Source organism: Streptomyces sp. NPDC054796 (assembly GCF_053611545.1).
On sequence record NZ_JBSHAO010000002.1, the window covers coordinates 134,943 to 160,528 of the forward strand.

General features: G+C 71.4%; 21 protein-coding genes. 18 read left to right on the forward strand and 3 right to left on the reverse strand.

Annotation, left to right across the window (positions count from 1 at the left end):
- Nucleotides 1-87: 87 nt before the first annotated feature.
- From ACWGJ2_RS02335 to ACWGJ2_RS02385, 11 genes are all read left to right on the forward strand, one after another.
- Nucleotides 88-2,322: a cytochrome P450 gene (locus tag ACWGJ2_RS02335; protein WP_453344038.1), complete on the forward strand. Its 2,235-nt coding sequence runs from the start codon at nucleotides 88-90 to the stop codon at nucleotides 2,320-2,322.
- Between the two features lie 148 nt (nucleotides 2,323-2,470).
- Nucleotides 2,471-3,871, forward strand: coding sequence for an NDP-hexose 2,3-dehydratase family protein (locus ACWGJ2_RS02340; protein WP_453344039.1), 1,401 nt, complete (start codon nucleotides 2,471-2,473; stop codon nucleotides 3,869-3,871).
- A gap of 1 nt (nucleotide 3,872) precedes the next feature.
- Nucleotides 3,873-4,964 carry an NAD-dependent epimerase/dehydratase gene (locus tag ACWGJ2_RS02345; protein WP_453344040.1) on the forward strand — a complete coding sequence of 364 codons (1,092 nt, stop codon included), beginning with the start codon at nucleotides 3,873-3,875 and terminating at the stop codon, nucleotides 4,962-4,964.
- 98 nt (nucleotides 4,965-5,062) lie between these two features.
- The gene (locus ACWGJ2_RS02350; RefSeq protein ID WP_453344041.1) at nucleotides 5,063-6,172 is read left to right on the forward strand and encodes a DegT/DnrJ/EryC1/StrS family aminotransferase; all 1,110 of its coding nucleotides are present in this window, start codon (nucleotides 5,063-5,065) and stop codon (nucleotides 6,170-6,172) included.
- Nucleotides 6,173-6,264: 92 nt separating this feature from the next.
- On the forward strand, nucleotides 6,265-6,900 hold the full coding sequence (locus ACWGJ2_RS02355) for a dTDP-4-dehydrorhamnose 3,5-epimerase family protein (protein ID WP_453344042.1): 636 nt from the start codon (nucleotides 6,265-6,267) through the stop codon (nucleotides 6,898-6,900).
- A gap of 83 nt (nucleotides 6,901-6,983) precedes the next feature.
- The gene (locus ACWGJ2_RS02360; protein ID WP_453344043.1) at nucleotides 6,984-7,826 is read left to right on the forward strand and encodes an SAM-dependent methyltransferase; all 843 of its coding nucleotides are present in this window, start codon (nucleotides 6,984-6,986) and stop codon (nucleotides 7,824-7,826) included.
- A gap of 122 nt (nucleotides 7,827-7,948) precedes the next feature.
- Nucleotides 7,949-9,616 carry an FAD-dependent monooxygenase gene (locus tag ACWGJ2_RS02365; RefSeq protein WP_453344044.1) on the forward strand — a complete coding sequence of 556 codons (1,668 nt, stop codon included), beginning with the start codon at nucleotides 7,949-7,951 and terminating at the stop codon, nucleotides 9,614-9,616.
- Between the two features lie 143 nt (nucleotides 9,617-9,759).
- Nucleotides 9,760-10,710, forward strand: a complete 951-nt coding sequence (locus ACWGJ2_RS02370) for a phosphotransferase family protein (protein WP_453344045.1) — start codon at nucleotides 9,760-9,762, stop codon at nucleotides 10,708-10,710.
- 112 nt (nucleotides 10,711-10,822) lie between these two features.
- Complete coding sequence (locus tag ACWGJ2_RS02375) at nucleotides 10,823-11,983, forward strand: glycoside hydrolase family 43 protein (protein ID WP_453344046.1); 1,161 nt, start codon at nucleotides 10,823-10,825, stop codon at nucleotides 11,981-11,983.
- 238 nt (nucleotides 11,984-12,221) lie between these two features.
- Nucleotides 12,222-13,319 carry a methyltransferase gene (locus ACWGJ2_RS02380; RefSeq protein ID WP_453344047.1) on the forward strand — a complete coding sequence of 366 codons (1,098 nt, stop codon included), beginning with the start codon at nucleotides 12,222-12,224 and terminating at the stop codon, nucleotides 13,317-13,319.
- 152 nt (nucleotides 13,320-13,471) lie between these two features.
- Nucleotides 13,472-14,233, forward strand: a complete 762-nt coding sequence (locus tag ACWGJ2_RS02385) for a S1 family peptidase (protein ID WP_453344048.1) — start codon at nucleotides 13,472-13,474, stop codon at nucleotides 14,231-14,233.
- A 274-nt stretch (nucleotides 14,234-14,507) separates the two neighbouring features.
- Here the strand turns inward: ACWGJ2_RS02385 and ACWGJ2_RS02390 are convergent, their stop codons facing one another.
- Nucleotides 14,508-15,230 (reverse strand): VOC family protein, encoded by a 723-nt coding sequence (locus ACWGJ2_RS02390; RefSeq protein WP_453344049.1) that lies wholly within the window; start codon nucleotides 15,228-15,230, stop codon nucleotides 14,508-14,510.
- 369 nt (nucleotides 15,231-15,599) lie between these two features.
- On the opposite strand from ACWGJ2_RS02390, the gene ACWGJ2_RS02395 reads away from it, so the two are divergent.
- Both ACWGJ2_RS02395 and ACWGJ2_RS02400 read left to right on the forward strand, forming a co-directional pair.
- Entirely contained in the window at nucleotides 15,600-16,970 is a 1,371-nt protein-coding gene (locus ACWGJ2_RS02395; protein ID WP_453344050.1) for a family 43 glycosylhydrolase, read from the forward strand.
- Nucleotides 16,971-17,064: 94 nt separating this feature from the next.
- On the forward strand, nucleotides 17,065-17,664 hold the full coding sequence (locus tag ACWGJ2_RS02400) for a DinB family protein (protein WP_453344051.1): 600 nt from the start codon (nucleotides 17,065-17,067) through the stop codon (nucleotides 17,662-17,664).
- Between the two features lie 62 nt (nucleotides 17,665-17,726).
- Here ACWGJ2_RS02400 and ACWGJ2_RS02405 read toward each other — a convergent pair whose 3' ends face one another.
- The gene (locus ACWGJ2_RS02405) at nucleotides 17,727-19,247 is read right to left on the reverse strand and encodes a sulfatase-like hydrolase/transferase (RefSeq protein WP_453344052.1); all 1,521 of its coding nucleotides are present in this window, start codon (nucleotides 19,245-19,247) and stop codon (nucleotides 17,727-17,729) included.
- A 384-nt stretch (nucleotides 19,248-19,631) separates the two neighbouring features.
- Between ACWGJ2_RS02405 and ACWGJ2_RS02410 the strand changes: the two genes are divergently transcribed.
- The 4 genes from ACWGJ2_RS02410 to ACWGJ2_RS02425 all read left to right on the forward strand — a co-directional run bounded on the left by ACWGJ2_RS02410 (nucleotide 19,632) and on the right by ACWGJ2_RS02425 (nucleotide 23,737).
- On the forward strand, nucleotides 19,632-20,984 hold the full coding sequence (locus ACWGJ2_RS02410; RefSeq protein WP_453344206.1) for an ROK family protein: 1,353 nt from the start codon (nucleotides 19,632-19,634) through the stop codon (nucleotides 20,982-20,984).
- A 16-nt stretch (nucleotides 20,985-21,000) separates the two neighbouring features.
- Nucleotides 21,001-21,825, forward strand: coding sequence for an ABC transporter permease (locus ACWGJ2_RS02415; protein WP_453344053.1), 825 nt, complete (start codon nucleotides 21,001-21,003; stop codon nucleotides 21,823-21,825).
- Nucleotides 21,822-22,601 carry an ABC transporter ATP-binding protein gene (locus tag ACWGJ2_RS02420; protein ID WP_453344054.1) on the forward strand — a complete coding sequence of 260 codons (780 nt, stop codon included), beginning with the start codon at nucleotides 21,822-21,824 and terminating at the stop codon, nucleotides 22,599-22,601. The genes ACWGJ2_RS02415 and ACWGJ2_RS02420 overlap by 4 nt, the downstream gene beginning before the upstream one ends.
- 152 nt (nucleotides 22,602-22,753) lie before the next feature.
- Complete coding sequence (locus ACWGJ2_RS02425; RefSeq protein WP_453344055.1) at nucleotides 22,754-23,737, forward strand: aliphatic sulfonate ABC transporter substrate-binding protein; 984 nt, start codon at nucleotides 22,754-22,756, stop codon at nucleotides 23,735-23,737.
- Between the two features lie 18 nt (nucleotides 23,738-23,755).
- Here the strand turns inward: ACWGJ2_RS02425 and ACWGJ2_RS02430 are convergent, their stop codons facing one another.
- Nucleotides 23,756-24,811, reverse strand: a complete 1,056-nt coding sequence (locus ACWGJ2_RS02430) for a helix-turn-helix transcriptional regulator (protein WP_453344056.1) — start codon at nucleotides 24,809-24,811, stop codon at nucleotides 23,756-23,758.
- Between the two features lie 170 nt (nucleotides 24,812-24,981).
- Between ACWGJ2_RS02430 and ACWGJ2_RS02435 the strand changes: the two genes are divergently transcribed.
- Entirely contained in the window at nucleotides 24,982-25,407 is a 426-nt protein-coding gene (locus ACWGJ2_RS02435) for a VOC family protein (protein ID WP_453344057.1), read from the forward strand.
- The last annotated feature ends 179 nt before the right edge of the window (nucleotides 25,408-25,586 follow it).

A 25,586-nucleotide genomic window follows, 5' to 3' on the forward strand; every position in this document is an offset into this window, starting at 1 on the left:
GCTTCCGGGCGAGGTGCCCGGAGCCGCACCGGCACACCCCGCGCCGTCACACACCCCGCGCCGTCACCGCCGACCGAAGGAGACCGCATGTCATCCGCGACGCTGCCGCGGTTCGACCTCAAGGGCTGGGACCGTAAGGACATCGCCCACCCCTACCCGGTGTACCGGCGCTACCGCGAGGCGGCACCGGTACACCACGTGGCGCCGGAGGCGGGGAGCGGCCCGGGCACCGGCACCTTCTATGTCTTCTCCTACGACGAGGTCGTCCGGGTGCTCACGGACCGGCGCTTCGGCCGGAACGCGCGGGCGGCGTCGGGCGACACCGGAGCGGCGTCCGGACCGGCGCCCGGGCCGGTTCCCGCCGCGTACGCGACCCTGCGGGCCGTCGTCGAGAACTGGCTGGTGTTCCTGGACCCGCCGCGCCACACCGAGCTGCGCTCCCTGCTCGGTGCGGAGTTCTCCCCCAACGTCGTGACCGGTCTGCGTCCCCGCATCGCGGACCTCGCGCACGGGCTCCTGGCCCGGCTGGGAGAGATGGCCGGGAGCGGGGAGGCGGATTTCGTCGAGGGCTTCGCGGCGCCGTTCCCCGTGCTCGTCATCTCCGAGCTGCTCGGCGTCCCCGAGGAACACCAAGGGTGGCTCCGCGCCAACGCGGTGGCCCTCCAGGGCGCGAGCAGTACCCGGTCGCGCGAGGGCACGGACAGCTACGCGCGGGCCGAGGCGGCAGCGCGGGAGTTCGACCGCTACTTCCGCGAGGAGATACGCCGACGCCAGGGTGAGGACCGCGACGACCTGCTCACCCTCCTCGTCCGCGCCCGCGACGGCGGCGCGCCGCTGAGCGTGGAGACGATCGTGGGCACCTGCGTCCATCTGCTGACCGCCGGACACGAGACCACCACCCACTTCCTGTCGAAGGCCGTGCTGACGCTGCGCGCACACCCCCGCGTCCTCGACACGCTGAGCGGCGCTCCCGGGCTGATACCGGGAGCCGTCGAAGAACTGCTGCGCTACGACCCGCCCGTGCAGGCGGTGACGCGCTGGGCGTACGAGGACACCCGCCTCGGTGACCTGGCGGTGCCGCGCGGCAGCCGCGTAGTCGCCCTGCTGGGCTCGGCGAACCGGGACCCCGCGCGTTTCCCGCACCCCGACGTGCTCGACGTGCGCCGTCCCGCCGACCGGCACCTGAGCTTCGGGCTCGGCATCCACTACTGCCTCGGCGCGACGCTGGCCCGTGCCGAGGCGGAGATCGGCCTCGGCACGTTGATGGACGGCCTCCCCGGGCTGGGCCACGGCGTCCAGCGGGTCGAGTATCCCGACGACATGGTCTTCCACGGACCGTCCCGTCTGGTGCTCAGCCTCCCCGGTGCCGCCCGGCCCGTCCGGCCGCCCGCGGCCCATCACGGCACACCCACACAGGCACTCTCACCGGCAGCACCCACACCGACACCTTCACCTTCCCCGTCACCGACGCCGCACGAAGAGAAGGCACCCATGACACACCAGCCCGACGCCACCCCCGACTCCGTCGGCCGCACGTACGACGTGTTCGCCGACGCGGGCGCCTCGAACGCCCTGGGCGGCAACATCCACGTGGGCTACTGGGAGGAGGACGATCACGAGGTTCCGATGACGGAGGCCACCGACCGCCTCACCGACCTCGTCGCCGACCGCCTCGCCCTCGGTCCCGGCCGGCGGCTGCTGGACGTGGGCTGCGGCAACGGCCTGCCCGCCCTGCGCATCGCGGGTGCACACGGTGTCGGCGTCACCGGCATCACCGTCAGCCAGCAGCAGCTCGCCCAGGCGGAGAAGGAGGCGGAGGGCTCCGAAGCGCGCGGCCGGGTCTCCTTCCGGCTCGCCGACGCCATGGCTCTCCCCTTCGACGACGGTTCCTTCGACGGCGCCTTCGCCATCGAATCGCTGCTGCACATGCCCGACCAGGGCGCGGCGCTGGGGGAGGTCCGCCGCGTCGTGCGGCCCGGCGGCCGTCTCGTCGTCGCGGATCTGTGCCAGCGCGAACCCTTCACCGGTGCCGACAAGGACGTGCTGGACGGGATGCTGGACGTGTACGAGATCGCCGGGATCAACACGCCCGACGAGCACCGCTCACGTCTGGCGGAAGCGGGCTGGGAGCTGCTGGAGCTGACGGACATCGGCGAGCGCGTCCGCGCCAGTTTCGGGCACGCCTCGGCCGCCTTCCGGGAGCTCGCCGCTTCCCTCGACGCCGAGGCGGCACGGCACCTCACCACGGCGGCCGGCCTGATGGAGACCTTCGGGAAGCACCCGCACGCGGGCTACGTCCTGATCACCGCGCGGCGGCCCTGACCCGACGAGCGTGCTTGCCCGTCGCTCCGACGGCCGGGCGCACACCGCCTTTGCTCCGCCACCCCGCAGACAGGGAGTCCCGATGTCGTCTTGCCCGGGCCCACCGCCCCCCGCCGCCACCGCCCTCGCCCCCGTGTCCGCCCCCGCCATGACCACGTTGCGTGCGCGCGAGGACCGCGAGCAGGCCGACCGTATCGCCCTGTCCGCCGCGACCACCCACGGTGCGCACCTGCGGACCGAGGACGTCCGCGCCTGGCTCGCCGAGCGCCGCCGCGCCCATGTCTTCCAGGTTGACCGCATACCGTTCGCGGAACTGGACGCGTGGGAGTTCGAGCACGGCACCGGCAACCTCGTGCACCGCAGCGGGCGGTTCTTCACCGTCGAGGGCATGCACGTGGTGGAGCACGACGGGCCCTACGGCGACGGCCCCTACCGGGAGTGGGAGCAGCCCGTCATCAGGCAGCCGGAGGTGGGCATCCTCGGCATCCTGGCCAAGGAGCTGGACGGGGTGCTGCACTTTCTGATGCAGGCCAAGATGGAGCCGGGCAACCACAATCTGCTCCAGCTCTCCCCGACCGTGCAGGCCACGCGCAGCAACTACACCAGGGCCCACCGGGGCATGGACGTCAAGCTCCTGGACCACTTCGTGCGGCCCGATCCGGAGCGTGTCCTGGTCGACGTGCTCCAGTCGGAGCAGGGGTCGTGGTTCTTCCACAAGTCCAACCGCAACATGCTCGTCGAAACCGTGGACGAGGTGCCCGAGCTGGACGACTTCCGCTGGCTCACCCTCGGGCAGATCGCGCGGCTGCTGCACGAGGACGACATGGTCAACATGAACGCCAGGACCGTGCTGTCGTGTGTGCCGTACCCGGACACCACGCCCGGTGCGCTGCTGACCGACGCGCAGCTCCTGTCGTGGTTCACGGGCGAGCGCTCCCGGCACGATGTGCGGGTCCGTCGCATACCGCTCGCCTCCGTGCGCGGCTGGAAGCACGGCGTGGAGACGATCGAGCACGAGGACGGCCGCTACTTCAAGGTCGCCGCCGTCTCCGTGCGCGCCGGCAACCGCGAAGTGGTGGGCTGGACACAGCCGTTGATCGAACCCGTCGGCATGGGGGTCTCGGCGTTCCTCGTGCGCGAGATCGGCGGCGTGCCGCATGTGCTGGTGCACGCGCGTGCCGAGGGCGGCTTCCTGGACACGGTCGAGCTGGGCCCGACGGTCCAGTGCACACCGGGCAACTACGCCCACCTCCCGGCCGCTGACCGGCCGCTCTTCCTCGACGCGGTACTGGAAGCGCCCGCGTCACGCATCCGCTACCAGGCCGTCCACTCCGAGGAGGGTGGCCGCTTCCTGAACGCCAGGAGCCGCTACCTCGCCGTCGAGGCGGACCCGTCCGTGGTCCCGCTCGACCCGCCGCCCGACTACGCCTGGGCCACCCCGGCGCAACTGCGGGCCCTCACCCGGCACGGGCACTACCTCAACGTCGAGGCCCGCACACTCCTGGCCTGCCTCAACGCCATGGCGGCCCGGACCCGAGAAGGGATGTGACATGCAGCGCACACCGTCGTCCACCTCCGCGACCCCCGCGAACTCCGCGACCCCATCCGCGACCTCCTCCGCGGCCCCCGCACCGCTGATCACCGTGCTGGGCGCCTCGGGCTTCGTGGGTTCGGCCGTGACCCGCGCGCTGGCGCGTCGTCCCGTCCGTCTGCGTGCCGTGGCGCGCAGGCCGAGCACACCCCCGCCTGGACCGGCCGAGACCAGCGTCGTCACGGCCGATCTCACCGACCGTTCGGCGCTCGCCGAGGCGGTCGCGGGGTCCGACGTGGTGGTGCATCTGCTCCTCGCGGACGGCGGCTGGCGCGCCGCCGAGAACGATCCCGGCGCCGAACGGGTGAACGTGGGGGTGATGCGGGACCTCGTCGACGTGCTGCGCCCCGGCCCCGGCGGCGCGGCACCCGGCGCGGTGCCCGGCGCGGCGCCCCCGCTGGTGGTGTACGGCGGCGCCGCCTCGCAGGTCGGGGTGCCGCCGCGTGAACCGCTCGACGGCAGCGAGCCCGACCACCCCGGAACCGCCTACGACCAGCAGAAACTGACGGCGGAACAGATACTCAAGAAGGCCACGGCCGAGGGCTCGGTGCGCGGCGTCAGCCTGCGGCTGCCCACCGTGTTCGGTGAGAGCGCGGTGCCCGGCGCCGACGACCGGGGGGTCGTGTCCGCCATGGCGCGGCGGGCGCTCGCGGGCGAGCCGCTCACCATGTGGCACGACGGCACGGTGCGGCGCGATCTGGTCCATGTCGAGGATGTCGCGGCGGCGTTCACGGCCGCGCTCGACCACCCCGACCCCCTGGTAGGCGGCCACTGGCTGATCGGCGCGGGCCGTGGCGACGAGTTGGGCGAGGTCTTCCGGCTCGTCGCCCGTGCCATGTCGGCGCGCACGGGGCGGCCCCCGGTCGCCGTGGAATCCGTGGCACCGCCCTCGCACGCGCCGGGGACGGACTTCCGCAGCGTGACCATCGACTCCTCCCCGTTCCGCGCGGCCACCGGCTGGCACCCGCGGATCCCGCTCTCCGAGGGGGTGCGCCGCACCGTCGCCGCACTGGCCCGGCAGCAGCAGGCAGAGGAGGCGAGCGTCCGGTGACCGCACACCTCCTCCGCCCGTCACCGTCACCGTCACCGCGACTCACGGCACACACCCACCGCAGGCAGTACGAGGTACGAGGAAAGGCTGACTGACGCATGACCACGCGTGTATGGGACTACCTGACGGAGTACGAGGCCGAACGTGCGGACCTTCTCGACGCCGTGGAGACGGTCTTCCGGTCGGGGCAGCTCGTGCTCGGCGAGAGCGTGCGCGGCTTCGAGACGGAATTCGCCGCCTACCACGGCGCCGACCACTGCGTCGGCGTCGACAACGGGACGAACGCGGTCAAGCTCGGCCTCCAGGCGCTGGGAGTCGGCCCCGGCGACGAGGTGATCACGGTGTCGAACACCGCCGCGCCGACGGTGGTGGCCATCGACTCCACGGGCGCCACACCCGTCTTCGTCGACGTCCGCGAGGACGACTTCCTCATGGACACCTCCCAGGTCGCGGCGGCGATCACCGAGCGCACACGGTGCCTCCTCCCGGTGCATCTGTACGGGCAGTGCGTGGACATGGCCCCCTTGAGGGAGCTGGCCGACCGGCACGGGCTGGTGATCCTGGAGGACTGCGCCCAGGCACACGGTGCGCGGCAGGGCGGCACCCTCGCGGGCACGACCGGCGACGCGGCGGCCTTCTCCTTCTACCCGACCAAGGTCCTCGGCGCGTACGGCGACGGCGGCGCGACGCTCACCTCGGACGACACCGTGGCGCGGCGCCTGCGGCGGCTGCGGTACTACGGCATGGAGGACCGCTACTACACCCTGGAAACCCCTGCCCACAACAGCCGTCTCGACGAGGTCCAGGCCGAGATCCTGCGCCGCAAGCTGCGGCGGCTCGACACCTACATCGCGGACCGCAGGGCTGTCGCGCGGCGCTACGCCGACGGTCTCGGAGACACCGGCCTCGGGCTTCCGCGCACCGTGCCCGGCAATGAGCACGTGTACTACGTGTACGTGGTGCGGCACCCCCGGCGCGACGACATCATCGAGCGGCTCAGGGCCTACGACATCCACCTGAACATCAGCTATCCGTGGCCGGTGCACACCATGACCGGATTCGCCCACCTCGGTTGCCCCGAGGGCTCGCTGCCGGTCACCGAGGCGCTGGCCGGGGAGATCTTCTCCCTGCCGATGTACCCCTCGCTCTCCCCCGATCTCCAGGACAAGGTCATCCACGCGGTGCGCGAGGTGCTGGACACCCTGTGACGCCCCGCGTCACACCCCGCTGTGACACCCCGTCAACTCCGTTGTTCCACCGAGCCGTTCACCGCGCCGCCCACCGAGCCACGGGAGCACATATGCAGGCACACGCACTCGCCGTCGAGGGGGCGCTCCAGTTCACCCCCCGCGTCTTCCCCGACGAACGGGGGCTGTTCATCTCGCCGTTCCAGGAGGAGGCGTTCACCGAGGCGCACGGCGCCCCGCTCTTCCACGTCGCGCAGACCAACCACAGCATGTCCCGGCGCGGCGTGGTGCGGGGAATCCACTACACCGTGACGCCGCCCGGCACCGCGAAGTACGTCTACTGCGCGCGGGGCAGCGCCCTGGACATCGTGGTCGACATCAGGGTCGGCTCGCCCACGTTCGGACGGTGGGACTCGGTGCTGATGGACCAGCGGGACCACCGGGCCACCTATCTCCCCGTGGGGGTGGGCCACGCGTTCGTGGCGCTGGAGGACGACACCGTCATGTCCTACATGCTCTCCGAGAGCTACGTACCCGCGAACGAGCTGTCCCTGTCCGTCCTCGATCCGGCCCTCGGGCTGCCCGTGACCGTGGACACCGAACCGGTCCTCTCCGAACGGGACCGTGCTGCGGTCACCTTCGCCGAGGCGCACCGGCAGGGGCTGCTGCCCGACTACGCCCGGTGCCAGGAGATCGAGTGGGGCCGCGCCCAGGACACCGCGTCGACGACAGTGTCCGCGGACGCCTGACGCCCCGTACCCGTACCCGTCCCCACCGCCCCGCCCCGTACCACCCCGCATCTCCCGCACCCGTCGACCGAAAGGCCGCTGCCATGACCGACACCGCCCAGACCCTGCCCCAGCCGGAAGCCGTCGGCAAGCTGTACGACCAGCTCACGCTGAGCGCGATGAAGGACGGCTCCTTCAACACCAACGTGCACATCGGCTACTGGGACACACCCGACTCCGAGGCCACGATCGAGGAGGCGATGGACCGGCTCACCGATGTGTTCATCGAGCGCATGAAGGTGGACGGGACGTCGCACGTCCTCGATCTGGGCTGCGGGGTGGGCGGCCCCGGTCTGCGGGTCGTGACACAGACCGGCGCGCGGGTCACCGGCATCAGCATCAGCGAGGAGCAGATCAGGACCGCCAACCGGCTGGCGGCCGAGGCCGGGGTCGCCGACCGCGCGGTGTTCGAGCACGGCGACGCGATGAAGCTGTCCTTCGCGGACGCGTCGTTCGACGCGGTGATGGCCCTGGAGTCGCTCTGCCACATGCCGGACAGGCAGCAGGTGCTCAGCGAGGTGGCGCGGGTGCTCGTGCCCGGCGGCCGGCTCGTACTGACCGACGTGTTCGAGCGCCACCCGCGCAAGGAGGTGCGGCACGTGGGCATCGACAAGTTCTGCCGCGATCTGATGTCCACCACGGCGGACATCGACGACTACGTCGCGCTGCTCCACCGCTCGGGCCTGCGGCTGCGCGGCATCCTCGACGTCACGGAGCAGACCACGCTGCGCCTCGCCGACGAGCTGGCGAAGCTGGCGGCCGTCGAGGAGCGTCCCGCCGCCATGAACGAGGGCAACTTCGACTTCGCCGACGGCTCCTTCCGGCCCTCCGACCTGGCCGGGGTCGACGACTTCGGCTGCCTCCTGGCCATCGCGGAACGCCCGTGACGCGTCGCTGACACGCCACGCCGGGAGGGCCCCCGTGTGCCCTCCCGGCGGCACACCCACCACCGCAGGCACGCGGCCAGTGCCTTCCGCACCGAACCGCCCCCGAAGAAAGGCAGGACGAGATGACGCATTCCGGTGAGCGGACCGATGTGCTGATCGCGGGCGGCGGCCCGGTCGGGATGGCGCTGGCGCTGGACCTGACGTACCGCGGGATCGACTGTGTGGTGGCCGACGCGGGAGACGGCACCGTCCGGCACCCCAAGGTGAGCACCATCGGTCCGCGCTCGATGGAGCTGTTCCGCCGCTGGGGTGTCGCGGACGCCGTACGCGACGCGGGATGGCCGTCAGAGCACCCTCTCGATGTCGCCTGGGTCACCCGGGTCGGCGGCCACGAGGTCTACCGGTACCGTCGTGGGACGGCCGGGAACCGCCCGGTCTTCGCGCACACCCCCGAGCCCGACCAGATCTGCCCGGCCCACTGGCTCAACCCGGTGCTGACGCGGGCCGTCGGCGTCCACCCTGATGGCCCGCTACGGCTCCGTACCACCGTCGACCGCGTGGTGCGGGCCGACGAGCACGTCGACGCCATCCTCACCGACCACGCCACCGGCGAGACCCGCACCGTCCGGGCGCGGTTCCTGGTCGCGAGCGACGGCGCCTCCTCCCCCATCCGCCGGTCCTGCGGCATCGAGGCGCCCGCACGGCACCGCACCCAGATCTTCCGCAACATCCTCTTCCGCGCCCCCGAGCTGCGGGAGCGACTCGGCGACCGCGCGGCGCTCGTCCACTTCCTCATGCTGTCCTCCACCCTCCGCTTCCCCCTGCGCGCGCTGAACGGCAGCGACCTGTACAACCTGGTCGTGGGCGTGGACAACGACACCTCCGACGCCACCCACGCCTCCGATACCGAGGACCCGACCGGCACCGCCGATACCGCCCGCCATGCCGACGCGCTGTCGCTGATCCGCGAAGCGCTCGCCGTCGACACCCCCGTGGAGCTGCTGAGCGACGGCGAGTGGCATCTGACGCACCGCGTCGCGGACCGGTACCGGGCGGGGAACGTCTTCCTCGTCGGCGACGCCGCGCACACCCTCTCGCCCTCCGGCGGTTTCGGGCTGAACACCGGCATCGCCGACGCCGCCGACCTGGGCTGGAAGCTCGCCGCCACACTGGACGGCTGGGCCGGGCAGGGGCTGCTCGACACCTACGAGACCGAGCGCAGGCCGATCGCCGTGGAGAGCCTGGAGGAGGCCAACCTCAACCTGCAACGCACCCTGCGCAGGCAGGTGCCGTCCGAGATCCATCTCGACGGTCCGGAGGGCGAGCGGGCCCGCGCGGAGATGGCGCGGCAACTGGAGAGCAGCGGCGCGCGACGCGAGTTCGACGCGCCGGAGATCCACTTCGGACTGCGCTACCGCTCCCCCGCCATCATCGAGGACCCCGACGTGCCGGTTCGCGGCGGCAGGCCCGACGCACACTGGCGCCCCGGCAGCGAGCCGGGCTACCGCGCCGCGCACGCCTGGTGGGACGCCGCCACCTCCACGCTCGACCTGTTCGGACACGGCTTCGTCCTGCTGCGCTTCGCGGATCACGACGGGCTCGCGGGCCTGGAGCGCGCGTTCGCGGAGCGGGGCGTGCCGCTGACGGTGCGTCACGGGGGCGACGGGGAGGTCGCCAAGCTCTACGAACGGTCCTTCGTGCTGGTCCGTCCGGACGGCCATGTGGCGTGGCGCGGCGACGATCTGCCCCGGGACCCGGCGGCGTTCGTCGACACGGTGCGGGGTGGGTGACGCGGCGCGGTGGTGAGTGACACGGTGCGGGGTGGGTGCGACGGGGGCGCGCTGAGCGGCTGAGCACCGTTCCGGGCACCGCACCAGGTGGCGCACCGAATTGAGCTCGCGGGCCCGCTCGGCGACGTGGAAAGATCGGCCCCATGCCCGATTTCGCGACACCTCAGCAGCTCGCCCAGCGCACCTCAGCCGCCCTCGACGCGGCCGTCGGCGCGGGGCGTGGCCTCGGACTCGACGTGAGCGCTGCCAAGGTGCTCCACGACCTGTTCTCGGTCGTCGTCCACCTGGCACCCTCGCCTGTCGTCGCCCGGATCCCCACCGTCCTGCCGCACTCAACGGACCTTCGCACCCTGACGCACCGTCAGCAGTCGGAACTGGACGTCACACAGTGGCTCGCCGACCAGGGCACCCCCGTGATCCCGCCCAGCCCTCTCGTGCCGCGGGAACCCGTTCAGCGCGACGGGTTCTCGATCACGTTCTGGCAGTTCGTCGAGGAGGACCGGGACAAGGAGCCCGACTACGTCGCGAACGCCGAGATCGTCGCCGATCTGCACGCCGCGATGCGCGCGTACCCCGGCCCGCTGTCGTTCCTGTCCGCCGCCGAGCCGCACTTCGTGACGGAGAGCCTCGCGCTGCTGGAGACACGCCCCGACCTCCTCGCCCCGGCCGACCTGGACCGCGCACACCGCGAGTGGCGCGTCCTGGAACCCCTCGTGCGCTCCCGCGCGGCCTTCGAGGCGAGGTTCCCGGGCATCGATCTCCAGCCCGTCCACGGTGACTCCCCGCCCGCGAACATCTTCCACGGGGTGGACGGGAACCTGTACGCCGACTTCGAGCTGGTCACGCTGGGCCCCGTCGAGTGGGACCTGGCCTCGCTGGGGCCCGATCTCGAATCCGCCTACAACCGCGGTGCGCGGCGCAACGGCATGCGGCCGTTGAACGAGGACGTCCTGGCCTTCGTGAACGCGGTGGGGATGCTGCGCGCCCTCGCCACCCTCGCGCTCGCGCCGGGAATGCCCTCGTTGCTGGAGTACCTGAACCCGGCCGTCGACCAGTGGCGGACGATGCCGTTCGCGGGCGGCCTGGCCGACTGACCCCCCGGCGCGCACCGGAAGGGTTGACGGTGGCGTGCGGTGGCTCTACGTTCGGGCGGCGCTGTTCGAGATGACGGGGGGCGTTCGAAATACCGGACATAGGAGCCGCGTCATGACCCGTAGCCACGCCCTGTTACCACGCCGCCTCGCCCTCAGAGCCGCCCTCAGAGCCGCGCAGTTGCTCGTGGCGGCCCTGCTCGTCCTCGCCGCCCCGGCCCCCTCGGGCACCGCCGCCGAGGCGGCCCCCGGCGCTCCCCCGAGCGACGCCGCCGGCGCGGCGGTGGCCGCACGTTCCACGGCCGCCGCCGGGACATTCACGAACCCCGTCGTGTCGCAGAACGGCGCGGATCCCACCGTCATCCGGTACGCCGGTTACTACTACCACCTCGGCACCACCTGGGCCTCGCACTGGGAGATGCGCAGGGCCACCACCCTGGGCGGCCTGAAGACCGCCACCCCCACCACCATCTACCGCGAGACCGTGGCCTCCCGCTGCTGCAACTTCTGGGCACCGGAGCTGCACCGGCTGAACGGGCCCAACGGGCTGCGCTGGTATCTGACCTACAGCGCGGGCGTGTCCGCGAACATCGACCACCAGCACGTCCACGTACTGGAGAGCGCCGGGAACAACCCGCTCGGCCCGTACACGTACAAGGGGCAGGTCGATCCGTACGGCGACAACCGGTGGATGATCGACAGCAGCTATCTGACGCTGCCCGACGGCCGCCTCTACATGCTCTACTCCTTCTGGGAGGGCGGCACGCAGAACCTGTACGCGGTCAGGATGAGCAACCCGTGGACCCCGACCGGCACCGCCGCACGCATCGCCACCCCCACCCACTCCTGGGAGAAGTCCGGGGGCAGCGTCAACGAGGGCCCGGTGATCCTCCAGCACGGCGGCCGGACCTTCCTCACCTACTCGGCCTCCCACTGCAACACACCCGACTACAAGCTGGGGCTGATGGAACTCACGGGCTCCGACCCTCTGGCCGCGGGTTCCTGGCGCAAGTTCTCCAGCCCCGTCTTCCAGCGCAGCGACGCGAACGGTGTCTACGGTCCGGGCCACAACTTCTTCTTCCCCTCGCCCGACGGGAAGGAGGTCTGGATGGCCTACCACGCCAACTCCAAGTCGTCCGACGGTTGCAGCGGCACCCGCACCACCCGCGCCCAGAAGGTGAACTGGAACGCCGACGGCACCCCCGACTTCGGTACACCCGTGTCCACTTCGACGGTGCTGGACGAGCCGTCCGGCACCGCGGGGCTCAAAGAGTGACGACGTCCCCGTCATGCTGAGGCGGTGCCGCACCACGCCCGCACCGTGCGTGTCCGCCCCCATGGCCGCGTCCGCGCGGTGCGGCACCGCCCGCCGGGGCAACGCGCTCCGTCACCGGGAACACCCCCACCACTCGCCAACTTAGGCTTACCTAAGTTACCGTGAACCCGGCCCCTGGCGGCGCGTCAGCACACCAGGGGCGCATCCAGCGAGAACGTGCGGGACAACAGGGGGCGACATGACCGCGACGGACGGCAACAGCGACGGCAGCAGCGACGGCAACAGGCAGGGCATCACGTCGGGGCAGCCCTCCGAAGGCGCCGAACGAGCGGCCCTGATGCAGATGATCTTCGGAACGGTGGCGGCCCAGACCCTCGGCGCCGCCGCACGGCTCAAGGTGGCAGAACACCTCGGCGACGGGGAACGCGAGGCCGCCGACGTGGCCGCCGACTGCGCCGCCGACCCCGGCGCGCTGCTGCGCCTGCTCCGCGCGATGACGGGCCTGGGCCTGGCAATCGAACCGCGGCCCGGCGTCTTCGCCCTCACCCCGCGCGGGAAACTGCTGCACCCACGAGCACCGGGCTCCTTCGCCACCCTCGCGCAGGTCTTCACCGAACCACTGATGGTCCGCTCCTTCGAGCGGCTCGCCCAGTGCGTCCGCAGTGGCGAGCCCGCCTTCGACGACACCTTCGGCACCAGCTTCTTCGGCTATCTGGAGCAGCATCCCGAGCTCTCCCGGCAGTTCAACGCGGCCATGAGCGAGGGCACTCGGGCCACCGCCGCCGTGCTGCCCGACCACTACGACTTCGGCGTCTTCTCCACCGTGGTGGACGTGGGCGGCGGCGACGGCACCCTCCTCGCGGCCGTGCTGCGGCGCTGGCCCGCGACGAAGGGCGTCGTCTACGACTCGGCCCAGGGCCTCGCCCAGGCGGCTGCCACCATGGAGGCCGCCGGGGTGGTCGACCGGTTCACCGCCGTGACCGGCGACTTCTTCGCCTCCGCGCCCGAGGGCGGCGACCTGTATCTCCTGAAGAGCGTCCTGCACGACTGGAACGACGAGCAGTGCACCACCATCCTGCGCCATGTGCGTGATGTCGTGCCCGACCACGGCCGTCTCCTCCTCGTCGAGCCGGTCCTGCCCGACACCACGGACCCGGGCACGGCGCTCAGCTATCTCAGCGACCTCAACATGCTCGTCAATCTCGGCGGCAGGGAACGCACAGCGCGGGACTTCACCGACCTGTGCCTGCGGGCCGGCTTCACCGCCCCCACCATCACCCCGCTGCCCCGGCCCAACACCTTCTGCCTCATCGAGGCCGCACCCCGCACCGAATGACCGCCCTCGGGGTCCCGGGGCTCCGGGACCCCGGCGCCCCACGGCCGCAGCCCGCCGATTGGCGCTTTCCGTACTGACGCCCCCTCCCCGGCACCCCCACAATGACAGGCACATGGCATGCCATGCCCTGACATGGCATACGGGGAGGGAACATGAATCCGCACCGCGCCGGAAGACCCTCACATGCGACGTCCCGCGCGAGGCCGCGCACAGCCGCCTCGGCCGTCGCCGTACTGGCCCTGCTGCTCGGCTGGTTCGGTGCCGCCGGGCCCGCCGCGTACGCGCAGGAGCCGGGCGGCACGGGCACAGGCAGTCGCGCCGCCGTCCAGGCCACCGTGGTACGCGGCGGCGACATCCTCTACAGCGACATCGGGACACGCTGCATCGTCGGCTTCAACGCCCGTAACTCCACGGGCTACTTCGGGATGATGGCGGGGCACTGTGTCCAGGGCGCCAGCCGCTGGTACGCCGACGCGGCTCGGACCGTCTTCGTCGGCACCACCGCGGGTTCGAGTTTCCCCGGCAACGACTACGCCCTCATCCGCTACTCGAATTCCTCGGTGGTCTTCGCCGGAGAGGTCTCGCTCGGCTCCACAGGCCAGACACGGGACATCACCGCCGCCGCCAACCCGACCGTGGGCCAGAGCGTCTGCCATGTCGGCCGGACGACCGGATACCGCTGCGGCACCGTCACCGCCGTGAACGTCACGGTCAACTTCCCGGAAGGCTCGGTCAGCGGACTGTTCCGCTCCAACATCTGCGCCGAGCCCGGCGACATGGGCGGCCCCGCCTTCTCCGGCAGCCTCGCGCTGGGCCTCATCATCGGCGGCAGCGGAAACTGCACGACGGGAGGCGTCACCTACTACCAGCCGGTTGTGGAGTGGCTGTCGGCTTACGGGGTCTCGATCTACTAGGGGGTGTCTTCGAAGTAGCGTCGTCCGGCCGCCAGGCCGGGGGCCGCCGGGGGCACCTCCCAGCGGTAGCTGGGGGAGTCTGGTGCGTGCGGTCGCAAGGCGGAGGGAGGAGAGCGCAGGGGGTACCTCCCAGCCCGCAGGGCCTGGGGGAGGGCTGCGCTGACGATCGACAACGTCGCGAGCGTGCGTGCCAGGCGTCGCGGCCCAGACGGGACGTTGAAGACACCCCCTAGGGGCAGGGCCTCCCCACCCTGCCGGGCCACCGCCCGCCGAGCTACCGGGGCGTCAGCACACGGAATTCGTTGCCGTCGGGGTCGGCCATCGTGACCCCGCCTGCCGCTCCGTGCTCCGTGCCGGTCCGCTTCGCGCCGAGAGCGAGCAGGCGCTCGACCTCGGCGCGCTGGTCACCGTCGGCAGGCGGCGCGACGTCGAAGCGCAGCCGGTCCCTGCCCTCCCTCGGCATCAGCGGCGGGCCGCCCCATGTGACCTTGGGGCCGCCGTGCGGCGAGCGGATCGCGGTCTCCTCGTCCTGGTCCCAGACCAGTGGCCAGCCCAGCGCCTCGCTCCAGAAGTACCCGACCGCCTGCGAGCCGTCGCAGGCGAGTGCGCCGATGAAGCCGCAGTCGGCGAGGAAGTTGTTGCCCGGTTCGATGACGCAGAACTCGTTGCCCTCCGGGTCGGCGAGCACCACATGGGGTTCCTCGGGACCCTGGCCGATGTCGATGTGCCGTGCGCCCAGTTCCAGTGCCCTGGCCACCGTCCGCCGCTGGTCCTCCAGGGAGGTGCTCGTCAGGTCGAAGTGCATCCGGCTCTGGCCGGTCTTCCCCTCTGTGGACGGGAGGAAGCGGAGCCGGAACCCGGTGTCGTCACCGGGCACGAGGACGGCGCCCTCGTCCGGCTCTCCGGCCGTCTCCCAGCCCAGGAGCCCGGACCAGAACCGTGCCAGCCGCGGCGGCTCGTCCGCGTCCCAGCAGAGCGCGAACAGGTGACTCGCCATTCCCGAACCTCCCCCGGTCCGCTGACCGGCCGCCGTCGGCACGGCGCCTCGTCAGCCCCTCGGGCGGGAGCCTAACCGCGGGGCCGTGTCCCGCGCAGCCGAGTATTCGGCGGCTGCCCGAGAGGCCGTCACCCCCTTCACGTTATGCAATCGTGACCTGTGCGCATTCCCTTCGACACCTCGCGCGAACAGCGGAAACGCTCTGACGTGCGGTTCCGCACCGCCGTCGGGCGCTCCGGATTATTTTTCCGTGGTGTTGACGAAAATCAGCGGGCCTTCGCATGCTGAGCGGCATGCCAGGCCAGGACGTGCGGGACAGGTCGGGCCGGGCCACGGGCGTATCCCTCGACGACGCAAAGGACGTGACGGATGACCAGTTCCGAGAACGGCTCGCACCTCGGCAGACGGTCCCTCCTGGCCGCCGCAGGCTCCCTCGGAGCGGCGGCGGCGCTGCCCGCGACCACCGCGCAGGCGGCGCAGACCGAGCCGCCGGCCCAGACAGCACAGCAGTTCGCACAGGGGAAGGCCGTGCCCCGGGGCCGCCACCCGGAGAACCTTCCCGAGCTGGAGCCATACGGCCTCGCCGACGCGCGTACCGATCTGTGGCCGCGCGAGGACAACTCCTTCGTCCTCCCGCTCGAACTGAGGCCCCGTGACAAGGAGCGCGGACAGGTCTGGATGCGGGACACCTACGTCAACTGCTTCACCGTCGACGGCCGTCCGCTCTACGTCGCCACCGGCACCACCCGCGTGCCGGGCCTGGAGGCGGCGGCCCCGTGGAACGACGGCATCTTCGTGTGGACCTCCCGTTCCCTGCGCGGGCCGTGGAAGCTGGCCGACACGAGCACCATCCGGCCGGGCACGGAGAAGGGCAAGGTGTGGTCGCCCGAGTTCGCCGACGAGAACAGGCCCGGGCGCACGGTCGTCGCCGACTGGCAGCGGTACTGGCACGACGACGAGTTCGGCAAGCGCGGCCAGGCGTGGGCCCCTGAGCTGCACTACTTCCGTGACACGTGGTACCTCGTCGCGTGCATGGGCGACCACTCGCGCAAGGTGGGTTCGTTCCTGCTGGTGAGCGAGGGCGGGGTCGAGGGCCCGTACCGGCTGATCGAGGGCAACCTGGACAAGCCCTTCGGCGACCCGTTCATCGGCGGCCCGAAGTTCATCGAGCCCGGCGCGTACCACCACATCGACGGCAGCCTCTACAGCGAGGGCGACGACGCGTGGCTCGTGCTGCACAACGACCTGTACGCGAAGTTCCGGGACGACATGGAGGACATCGTCCCGACGACGGACCTCCCCGCCTTCCGGCAGACACGCTACTCGCCCGAGCCGTATCTGGAGGGCGCCTACGTGTTCAAGCACGGCGGCAAGTACTACCTCCTGCACGCCGCGTGGGACCGGACGTCGATCGACCGCTACGGCAGCCCGCGCTACGCCTACGATCCGCCCGGCGACGGCCGCGTGCAGTATCAGTACGACGCGGTCGTCGCCGTCTCCGACACCTTCGAGGGCCCCTATTCGAAGCGGTGGACCGCGGGTGTCGGCGCCGGGCACAACAACTTCTTCGTGGACCGCGACGGCGAGCTGTGGGCGACCTTCTTCCGCAACCCGAACTTCGGCTACTGGTCCGACCCGTCGCGCCTCGCCGACGCCGCCGTCCCCGGTGTCGTGCGCGTGGAGTGGACAGGCCCGAGCGGCAACCGCCTGTACGTCAAGCGCCGGAACCGGGGGCACTGAACCGGGCGCACGAGGGCCCCGGGGTGGCGTGTGATCATCCGTGCCGCCGAATACTCGATTCCCGTCGGCGGCGGTGCTGTGCGAGGGTCGGCCCGTGACTGTCTCCCGAAACGGGCCTGCCGCACGGCACTCGCTCGACCTGCTGCGCTGGCAGTTCGACCTGACCTGGTCGCTGTTCGAGTACCACTTGGAGAGGCTCGAGCCGGACGACTTCCTGTGGGAGCCCGCCGCCGACTGCTGGACGGTACGCCGGACCGATGCCGGTACGTGGGTACCGGACTGGGCGGAGACCGAGCCCGACCCCGTTCCCGTGCCGACGATCGCCTGGCTGAGCTGGCACATCGGCTGGTGGTGGAGCGTGACCATCGACCACGCCCACGGCAGAACGGCCCGGGAGCGCGGTGACGTCATCTGGCCGGGCGCGGGCGAGCCGACCGTCGAGTGGCTGCGCGGTCTACGCGAGGAGTGGCTGACGGCCCTGGACCGGTTCACCGATGACGCCCTGGAGGCCACCGCCCCGTTCCCGTGGCAGAACGACCCCCGGCACACGGTCGCCCACATGGTCGCCTGGGTGAACGCCGAGCTGATGAAGAACGCAGCGGAGATCGGCCAGCTCCGCATGCAGCGGGCGGTCGGCCGGCCGCCGCACCGGACCGAACACACCACCGGCCGCCCGCCGACGGCCACGGGCTGACGGCCCGGGGCCGTCGCCGCTCCTGGTGGTCGGCGGGTCGGTCCGGTGAGTCGGTCGGCCGGTCAGTCGGCGGGTTCGCTCTCGAACGCCGAGAGTGTGGTGTCGTAGTCCGTCTCCACGTCGTACATGGGCGTCATCCAGTGGAAGAAGTTGTCGCCCCGCTCGCGCAGCAAGTCGTAGAGCGTACGGGTCAGTTCGGCCCGTACCTCGCGCAGTTCGGGGTGGTCGTAGCGGTTGTGCAGTTCGTCGGGGTCGGCGGCCAGGTCGTACAGCTCGTTGCGCGACTCGGGGTTGACCACCAGTTTGTGGCGGCGGGTGCGCAGCATGCGCTGGGGGTACGGGAAGTGGTGGCCGTGGAACTCCGCGAGGTGGTGTTCGTCCCACTCGGGGTGTTCGCCGGTGGCCAGCGGCAGCAGGCTGCGGCTGTCCACAGCGGGCTTGGTGTCGCTGCCCGCGAGGTCGAGGATGGTGGCGGTGCAGTCGGTGAGCGAGACGAACTCGTCGCGGACCTGCCCCGCAGGGCCACCGGGGACCTTCAGCAGGCCGGGGATGCGGTAGATGTCCTCGTACATCGCCGGGCCCTTGTCGTGCAGCCGGTGTGCGCCGGTGAACTCGCCGTGGTCCGCGGTGAAGAACACCGCGGTGTGCTCCTCCAGACCCAGCTCGCGTACCGCGTCGAGGATCCGTCCGATCTGCTCGTCGATGAGGGTGACATAACCCCAGTAGACGGCGATGAGTTTGCGGCTCTCCTCCAGCGGCATCGTGTCGAAGGCCCACAGCTTGCTGTAGTTGCTCTGCACCGGAGGCTTCGCGGCGAAGGTCTCGCTCACCGAGGCGGGCAGTTCGACCAGCGCGGGATCGTACATGTCGTAGTACGCGTCCGGGAGGATGTAGGGCAGGTGGGGGCCGAAGAAGTGGGTGGCCATGAAGAACGGCCGGTCCTCCCCCTCTTCCCCCGTTCCGGATCCCGCCCCGGACCCCGTGGCGCCGCCGCCCACACCGCCGCCCACGCCGTCTGCCACCCAGCGGCGCAGCATCTCGATGGTGCGGGTGGCGAGGTAGTGCTCGAAGGTCGCCTCGACAGGCTGGTGCAGCCGCGCGGCGAGGAGGTTGCCGGGGCTGCCGTTGGGTGTGGTGCCGCGTACGGGGTCGGTGATGCGGTACGGCGGCAGGCCGTTCTCCTCCAGGTAGGCGAGGTAGTCGGGGTGGTCCACGGGGTTGTGCCAGCCCGCCAGGTCCGGGCCCTCGAAGCCGTAGTCGGCCGCGGTGCGCCGCACACCACCGTGCCACTTGCCCATCAGCCCGAGCCGGTACCCCTCGGAGCGCAGTTGCCCGGCGAAGGTGAACTGGTCGTCGGCGAGGTCCTCCAGATAGCCGACGTTGCGCTCGTAGTTGGCCAGCAGCTTGTGCCGGAACGGCGCGGCCCCGGTGAGCAGACTGGCGCGGGCCGGGGTGCAGATCGCGGTCGGAGTGTAGAAGCTGTCGAAGCGGGTGCCCTCGGCCGCGAGCCGGTCCAGGTTCGGGGTGCGGACGTGCGGGTTGCCGTAGGCGCCGAGGGTGTCCACCCGGTGCTGGTCGGTCATGAGGAAGAGCATGTTGGGGCGCACGGGGACCCTTTCGGTTCGGCCGTCCCGGGGTCAGCGGGAGCGACCGGGGCGGGGGACGTCGCGGGTGGCCGGTGCGTTGTCCGCCCGCTCCGCCGCGGCCGAGGGCGCGCGTCCACGCGGGCGTCCGTCGTCACCGCCGCGTGGTGGGGCGATCTTGACCGGTGCCACGCGAGGCATGTTCCGACCTGCGCGAGATTTATGTCAATAGTGCGAACATAATTGGGCCGCCAGGGGCCACTCCCCCTGGCGGCCATGGGCGGGACGGCCCCGCAACGGCGGGGCGGCGGTGGCTTGTCCGGGCCCGCAGGGGCCGGAAATCTTTTTGTTCCGACTCATTGACGAAAAACCGTGGCGCTCTCCATGCTGTGCGGCATGCAGGCACACGACGGTCCGCTCACGCGGCTGCGCAAGAGCCATGAGCAGTCCGTTCTGGATCTCCTCCGTAAGCACGGCCCCCTCAGCCGGGCCGAACTGGGCGCGCACAGCGGCCTGTCCCGCACCACCCTGTACGACATCGTCGCCGGTCTCGTGGAGGGCGGAGCGGTGGTCGCCGCCACCCCTCCGGCCGAGGTGCGCAGGCGCGGGCGGCCGGTCGAGAAGCTCAGCCTCAACCCGGACGCCGGGGAGGCGATCGGCATCGACTTCGCCCGTCGCGCGGTCCATGTCTCGGCGATCAACGTCGCCCACGAGATGATCGGTTCGGCCAGCGAGGCGCACGCGCCGGGACTGACCTGGTCCCAGCGGGCCGACATCGCGGAACGTCTCCTCGGCTCGCTCGGCGGCGCTCCCCCGGACGACGAGGCGGAGCGCGGCACGTCAGGCGCGTCCAGTGCGTCGGGGGCGTCCGGCCGGAGGGCAGCCCGGCGCGGCACCCTCCGGCTCGGCGCGCTGAGCGCGATCGGGGTCGGCGTGGTCGGACCGATCGGCGACGTCGCAGATGCCGGGGATGCCAGGGATGCCGGGGATGCCGACGGCTCCGGTGCTGCTCCCTCCGGGGTGCAGGCCCGGTCGCCCGGAGCCGCCGAAGGGCCGAAGGGCCTGTCCGGTCTGCTCCGCGAGCGGTTCGGCGTCCCGGTGCTGATCGACAACAACACCAGGCTCGCCGCGCTCGCCGAGGCGGTGTGGGGCGCGGCCTCCGACGGCGGCGACGTCCTGTACCTGCGGCTGTCCCACGGCGTGGGCGGCGGCCTGGTCGTCGGCGGCTCGCTGCACCGGGGAACGCACGGCATGTCGGGCGAGTTCGGGCACATCACCGTCGACCCCGACGGCGCGCCCTGCGAGTGCGGCGGCACCGGTTGTCTGGAGACCGTCGCCTCGCTCGACGCCGTCCTGCACCGCTACCGCGAGGCCGGAGGCACGGCCGGGGACTTCCCCGCGTTCCTGGCCGCGGCCGAGTCGGGCGACCCGGTCGCGCTGACGGTGCTGGAGCGGGCGGGGACCGACATCGGTACCGTGCTCGCCGCCGTGTGCAACGCGGTCGGTCCGGGCGTCATCGTCATCGGCGGTGAACTCGCGGACGCCGGAGACGCCCTGCTCGAGCCCGTCAGGCGGGCCCTGCACACCCATGTGATGCCGCTGGTCAGGGATCGCGTACGCGTGCGGCGCGCCACCCTCGGCGAAGCCGGCAGCGCGCTGGGCGGCATCGCCCTCGTCCTCCACGAAACCCCCCTGCTCTCCCGCTATCCGCAGCCCGTCACCGAGGAGCACGCGTGAATCCAGTGAGGCACCCATGGCCGTGATCGTCCCTCCCGAGAAGACCACCGTGGCGCAGCCGCCGCAGCCCTCGCAGCGCGCCGCACGCTCCTCCCGGCGACGTCCGCTCGTCCTCAACGCCCTCGCGCTGGTGGCCGGTGTCCTCGTCTGGGCGGTCGTGGCCGCGCTGGGCCTGGTCGAGAACCTGCCCACACCGGCGGCCGTGGCGGGCAAGGCCGGGGACATGGTCGCCGACGGCACCCTCGCGACCGACGTGCTCGCCAGCCTGCGCCGGGTCTTCCTCGGCTACGCGCTCGGCGTGGTCGTCGCCGTGCCCGTGGGCTTCCTCATGGGCTGGTACCCGACGGTGCGTGCCGTGGTCGAGCCCTACATCCAGTTCTTCCGCACCATCCCGCCGCTCGCCCTCATCCCGCTCACGGTCGTGCTGCTCGGGATCGGCGAGGTGCCGAAGATCGCGGTGATCTACCTCGCCTCGTTCATGGCCTGCGTCGTCGCCTCCTTCCAGGGCGTGGTCGACGTGGACCGCACTCTCATCAACGCGGCCCGGGTCCTGGGCGCCTCGGACCGGGTCATCTTCGCCAAGGTGGTCGTCCCGGCCTCCACGCCGTTCATCCTCGTCGGCATGCGCATCGGGCTCGGCGCCTCGTGGGCCACGGTGGTCGCGGCGGAGCTGATCGGCGCCCAGGAGGGCCTGGGGTACCGGATGCAGAAGGCGTCCACCTGGTTCGAGATGGACACCATCTTCGTGTCCCTCATCACCATCGGCGTGCTCGGCCTCCTCATGGACCGGCTGCTGCTGCTCGCCGAACGACGGCTCACCGGCTGGCAGGAGCGACGATGAACAGCAAGATCAGCTTTCGGGACGTGGTGAAGACCTTCCCGCTCAAGGGCGCCGAGTTCACCGCGCTGGACGGGGTGTCCCTGGACATCGCGGACCAGGAGTTCGTCACCGTCGTCGGCCCGTCCGGGTGCGGCAAGAGCACGCTGCTGAGCATGGCCGCCGGGCTACAGGAACCCAGCTCGGGCCAGGTGCTGGTGGACGGGGAGCCGGTGACGGGGCCGGGCCCTGACCGGGGTGTGATCTTCCAGCAGTACGCCCTGTTCCCCTGGCTGACCGTGCGTCAGAACGTGGAGTTCGGACTCAAGCTCGCCGCCGTCTCCGCCGAGGAGCGGCACCGCAGGGCCGCCGACGCGATATCCCTCGTCGGGCTCGACGACTTCGCCGACGCACTCCCGAAGACACTGTCGGGCGGCATGAAGCAGCGCTGCGCCATCGCCCGCGCCTACGCGGTGGACCCGCGCGTCCTCCTCATGGACGAGCCGTTCGGCGCGCTCGACGCCCTCACGCGGGTGCAGTTGCAGGACCAGCTCCTGGCGACGTGGAGCCGCGAGAAGCGCACCGTCCTGTTCATCACCCACGACGTCGACGAGGCCGTGTATCTGGCCAGCCGGGTGGTGGTCATGGCCGCCAGGCCGGGGCGTGTCCACCGCGTCATCGACGTGGACCTGCCCTACCCACGTACCGAGGAGATCCGCCTCTCCGCCGAGTTCCGGCAGATCCGGAACGCGGTGTGGACGTCCGTCTACCACCAGGAGGACGCCGCGCCCGCCGCGTGAGCGCCTCACCTCACAGCGCCTCACCGCACACCACACCACCGGCCTCGCCGGGCACTGCCTCGTCCCTCTCCGGGGCACGCCCACGCCCGCACCCACGCCCACGCCCACGCCTCCGCCCCGTCACCTCCCCTCCCTGATAGGACACCTCCGCCATGCCCGGAAGCACCCTCCGCCGCACGTTGTCGGCGCTCTTCTCCGTCACGGTCCTGACCCTCGCCATGAACGCCTGCTCGACGGGGGCCGCCGAGGACGACAACACCGTCGACTTCGGCTACATAGGCGACTACAACGGCGCCTCCCTGCTGGCCATCGCCCAGGAGCAGGGGATGTGGAAGAAGCAGGGCCTCACCGCGAAGACGAAGGTGTTCAACAACGGTCCAGTGCAGATCCAGGCGCTCGGCTCCGGTGACCTCGACTACGGCTACATCGGCCCCGGCGCGATGTGGCTCCCCGCCTCCGGCAAGGCCAAAGTGGTGGGGGTCAACACGTTCACGTATGCCGACCGCGTCATCGCCCAGCCCGGCATCACGTCGATGAAGGAACTCAAGGGCAAGCGGGTCGGTGTGCCCGAGGGCACCTCGGGCGACATGATCCTCAACATGGCACTGGAGAAGGCCGGGATGACCACGAAGGACATCCAGAAGGTCGCCATGGACCCGTCCACCGTCGTCTCCTCCTTCACCTCCGGGAAGATCGACGGCGCGGGCATCTTCTACCCCTCCATCGACACCATGCGGAAGAAGGTCCCGAAGCTGGAGGAGGTGGCCAGCACCAAGGACACCGGTGACATCTTCCCCACGGCCTTCGTCGCCGGGAACAAGGTGCCGGAGTCGAAGAACACCAAGGTCGTCAAGGTGTTGCAGCAGGCCAACGACTGGCGCAAGAAGCACCCCGAGGAGACCATCGCGCTCACCGCCAAGATGCTGGACGTGAGCAAGGCGCAGGCGACGGCCGACGCCTCGCACGTGGAGACGCTCTCCACCGAAGAGCTGGCGGCGAAGACGAAGAACGGCGAGCTGGACCGCTGGCTGAAGAAGCTCGGGGACTTCTTCGTCCACAACAAGCAGCTCGCGGAAAACCCCGACCCCTCCGATTACTACCTGGGTGACCTCTACCAGAAGGTGCACTCCGGCTGACCGGCCCCGCAGGCCCCGTCACCCCCGTGACGGGGTGGCGGCAGCCGCGTAACGGCGCGCCAGGTGCGCGAAGGCGTCCCTCAGCTCGGCGGGTCCGACGACCTCGATGCCGGCGTCGAACCTGCCGAGGGACGCGGCCAGTCCGGGCCACGACCACGAGCCCATGACGAGCCGGCAGCGGTCGGGGCCGAGTGCCTCGACGACACCGTCGGGCGTGTAGCGGGACACCTCGGCGGCCGGCAGGCCGAGGATCACCTCGCCGCGGCAGGGCCAGTCGCCGCTGCCGTCGGCGCCCCGGAACCTGTTGGCCACAAACGTGGCCACCTCCCCTCCGGGCACGACGCGTGGGGTGAAGCGGGGCCCCGTGGGGGTGCGCGGGGTGATGCGGTCCGCGCGGAAGGTGCGCCAGTCCTCGCGGTCGAGGTCCCAGGCGACGAGGTACCAGCGTCCGCCCCAGGTGACGAGGTGGTGGGGCTCGGCGCGACGCGGCGCGGGCCCGGCACGCCCACCGTCTGCGGCTCCCCCGGGTCCTCCTGTTTCCCCGGCTTCCCCGGCTTCCCTGGCTTCCCCGGCTCCCGGCGGGAGCGCGGGGGTGTAGTCGAAGCGCAGCACCTCGCGGGCGTGGACGGCGGCGCTCAGTGCCATGAAGACACCGCTGCCGACCTGCGGGTACGGGCGTGCCTCTGGCCGCTCGACGGCGGTGACCTGGAGGGTGTCGATACGGCGGCGCAGCCGCGCGGGCATGACCTGCCGGACGGTGGTCAGCGCGCGTGCCGCGGCCTCCTCGATGCCGACGCCCGTCGTCGTGGCGATCTGGAGCGCGACGGCGAGGGCGACGGCCTGTTCGTCGTCGAACAGCAGCGGGGGCAGCTCCGAACCGGCGTCGAGCCGGTATCCCCCGTCGGGCCCCTTGAACGTCACGATGGGGTAGCCCAGCTCCCGCAGCCGGTCGACGTCGCGGCGCACGGTGCGCGGGCTGACGTCCAGCCGCTCGGCCAGCAGCGCACCCGGCCAGTCCCGGCGCGCCTGGAGCAGGGAGAGCAGCGACAGCAGTCGCGCTGAGGTCTTCGGCATGGTTCCCATGCTGCCCGAAGAAGCGGACACACCCTGACCGCTTCCCCTGCGACTGTGTGATCACAGGGCGAGGCCGGAACGGGACGTGCGGACGTCACCGGACACACGCAACCTCACCGGACGCGTCCGGCCACGCCCTGGCAAGCCGGATCAAGAGACAAGGAACCGTCATGTCCGTCAACACTGTGACCCACCTGAACTTCCGGGGCGACGCCCGAGCGGCGCTCGACTTCTACCGGTCCGTCTTCGGCGGAGAGGTGGCCGTGGTCACGTACAAGGACGCCGGAATCGTCCAGGAACCGTCCGAGGCGGACCAGGTGATGTGGGGCCAGGTGGCCTCCGGCAACGGCTTTCGTGTGATGGCCTACGACGTGCCCTCGCACATGCCGTGGGACCGGGGCGAGAACGCGTTCTTCGTGTCGGTGCGCGGTGAGTCGGCCGACGAGATCACCACGTTCTGGGAGAGGCTCGCCGAGGGCGCGGCCGTCGTCCAGCCCCTGGCCCCCGCGCAGTGGGCGCCCCTGTACGGAATGCTCAAGGACCGGTTCGGCGTGACCTGGGTCCTGGACGTCGTCAGCGAGTACAACGCGGGCTGACCGGCACCGCCCGGGGGCGGGCTCCCCGTGCCTCGCCCCCGGGCACACCACCCGACGCACCACGCGGACACGCAGACACGCAGACACACAGACAAGGACCCACAGTGAAGACGCGCGAGCCGGTGTTCGGCCAGGCGGGCACCACCGGCCTCGGACCGATCGACGTGTCCTGCACCCCA

What these genes read in the sequence shown, in the direction of transcription:
- ACWGJ2_RS02370 (WP_453344045.1), top strand. Translation starts at nt 9,760, where the DNA reads ATGCCCGATTTCGCGACACCTCAGCAGCTCGCCCAGCGCACCTCAGCC.
- ACWGJ2_RS02335 (WP_453344038.1), top strand. Translation starts at nt 88, where the DNA reads ATGTCATCCGCGACGCTGCCGCGGTTCGACCTCAAGGGCTGGGACCGT.
- ACWGJ2_RS02380 (WP_453344047.1), top strand. Translation starts at nt 12,222, where the DNA reads ATGACCGCGACGGACGGCAACAGCGACGGCAGCAGCGACGGCAACAGG.
- ACWGJ2_RS02395 (WP_453344050.1), top strand. Translation starts at nt 15,600, where the DNA reads ATGACCAGTTCCGAGAACGGCTCGCACCTCGGCAGACGGTCCCTCCTG.
- ACWGJ2_RS02360 (WP_453344043.1), top strand. Translation starts at nt 6,984, where the DNA reads ATGACCGACACCGCCCAGACCCTGCCCCAGCCGGAAGCCGTCGGCAAG.
- ACWGJ2_RS02355 (WP_453344042.1), top strand. Translation starts at nt 6,265, where the DNA reads ATGCAGGCACACGCACTCGCCGTCGAGGGGGCGCTCCAGTTCACCCCC.
- ACWGJ2_RS02435 (WP_453344057.1), top strand. Translation starts at nt 24,982, where the DNA reads ATGTCCGTCAACACTGTGACCCACCTGAACTTCCGGGGCGACGCCCGA.
- ACWGJ2_RS02375 (WP_453344046.1), top strand. Translation starts at nt 10,823, where the DNA reads ATGACCCGTAGCCACGCCCTGTTACCACGCCGCCTCGCCCTCAGAGCC.
- ACWGJ2_RS02350 (WP_453344041.1), top strand. Translation starts at nt 5,063, where the DNA reads ATGACCACGCGTGTATGGGACTACCTGACGGAGTACGAGGCCGAACGT.
- ACWGJ2_RS02410 (WP_453344206.1), top strand. Translation starts at nt 19,632, where the DNA reads ATGCTGTGCGGCATGCAGGCACACGACGGTCCGCTCACGCGGCTGCGC.
- ACWGJ2_RS02425 (WP_453344055.1), top strand. Translation starts at nt 22,754, where the DNA reads ATGCCCGGAAGCACCCTCCGCCGCACGTTGTCGGCGCTCTTCTCCGTC.
- ACWGJ2_RS02405 (WP_453344052.1), bottom strand. Translation starts at nt 19,247, where the DNA reads ATGACCGACCAGCACCGGGTGGACACCCTCGGCGCCTACGGCAACCCG.
- ACWGJ2_RS02415 (WP_453344053.1), top strand. Translation starts at nt 21,001, where the DNA reads ATGGCCGTGATCGTCCCTCCCGAGAAGACCACCGTGGCGCAGCCGCCG.
- ACWGJ2_RS02365 (WP_453344044.1), top strand. Translation starts at nt 7,949, where the DNA reads ATGACGCATTCCGGTGAGCGGACCGATGTGCTGATCGCGGGCGGCGGC.
- ACWGJ2_RS02390 (WP_453344049.1), bottom strand. Translation starts at nt 15,230, where the DNA reads ATGGCGAGTCACCTGTTCGCGCTCTGCTGGGACGCGGACGAGCCGCCG.
- ACWGJ2_RS02420 (WP_453344054.1), top strand. Translation starts at nt 21,822, where the DNA reads ATGAACAGCAAGATCAGCTTTCGGGACGTGGTGAAGACCTTCCCGCTC.
- ACWGJ2_RS02345 (WP_453344040.1), top strand. Translation starts at nt 3,873, where the DNA reads ATGCAGCGCACACCGTCGTCCACCTCCGCGACCCCCGCGAACTCCGCG.
- ACWGJ2_RS02430 (WP_453344056.1), bottom strand. Translation starts at nt 24,811, where the DNA reads ATGCCGAAGACCTCAGCGCGACTGCTGTCGCTGCTCTCCCTGCTCCAG.
- ACWGJ2_RS02340 (WP_453344039.1), top strand. Translation starts at nt 2,471, where the DNA reads ATGACCACGTTGCGTGCGCGCGAGGACCGCGAGCAGGCCGACCGTATC.
- ACWGJ2_RS02385 (WP_453344048.1), top strand. Translation starts at nt 13,472, where the DNA reads ATGAATCCGCACCGCGCCGGAAGACCCTCACATGCGACGTCCCGCGCG.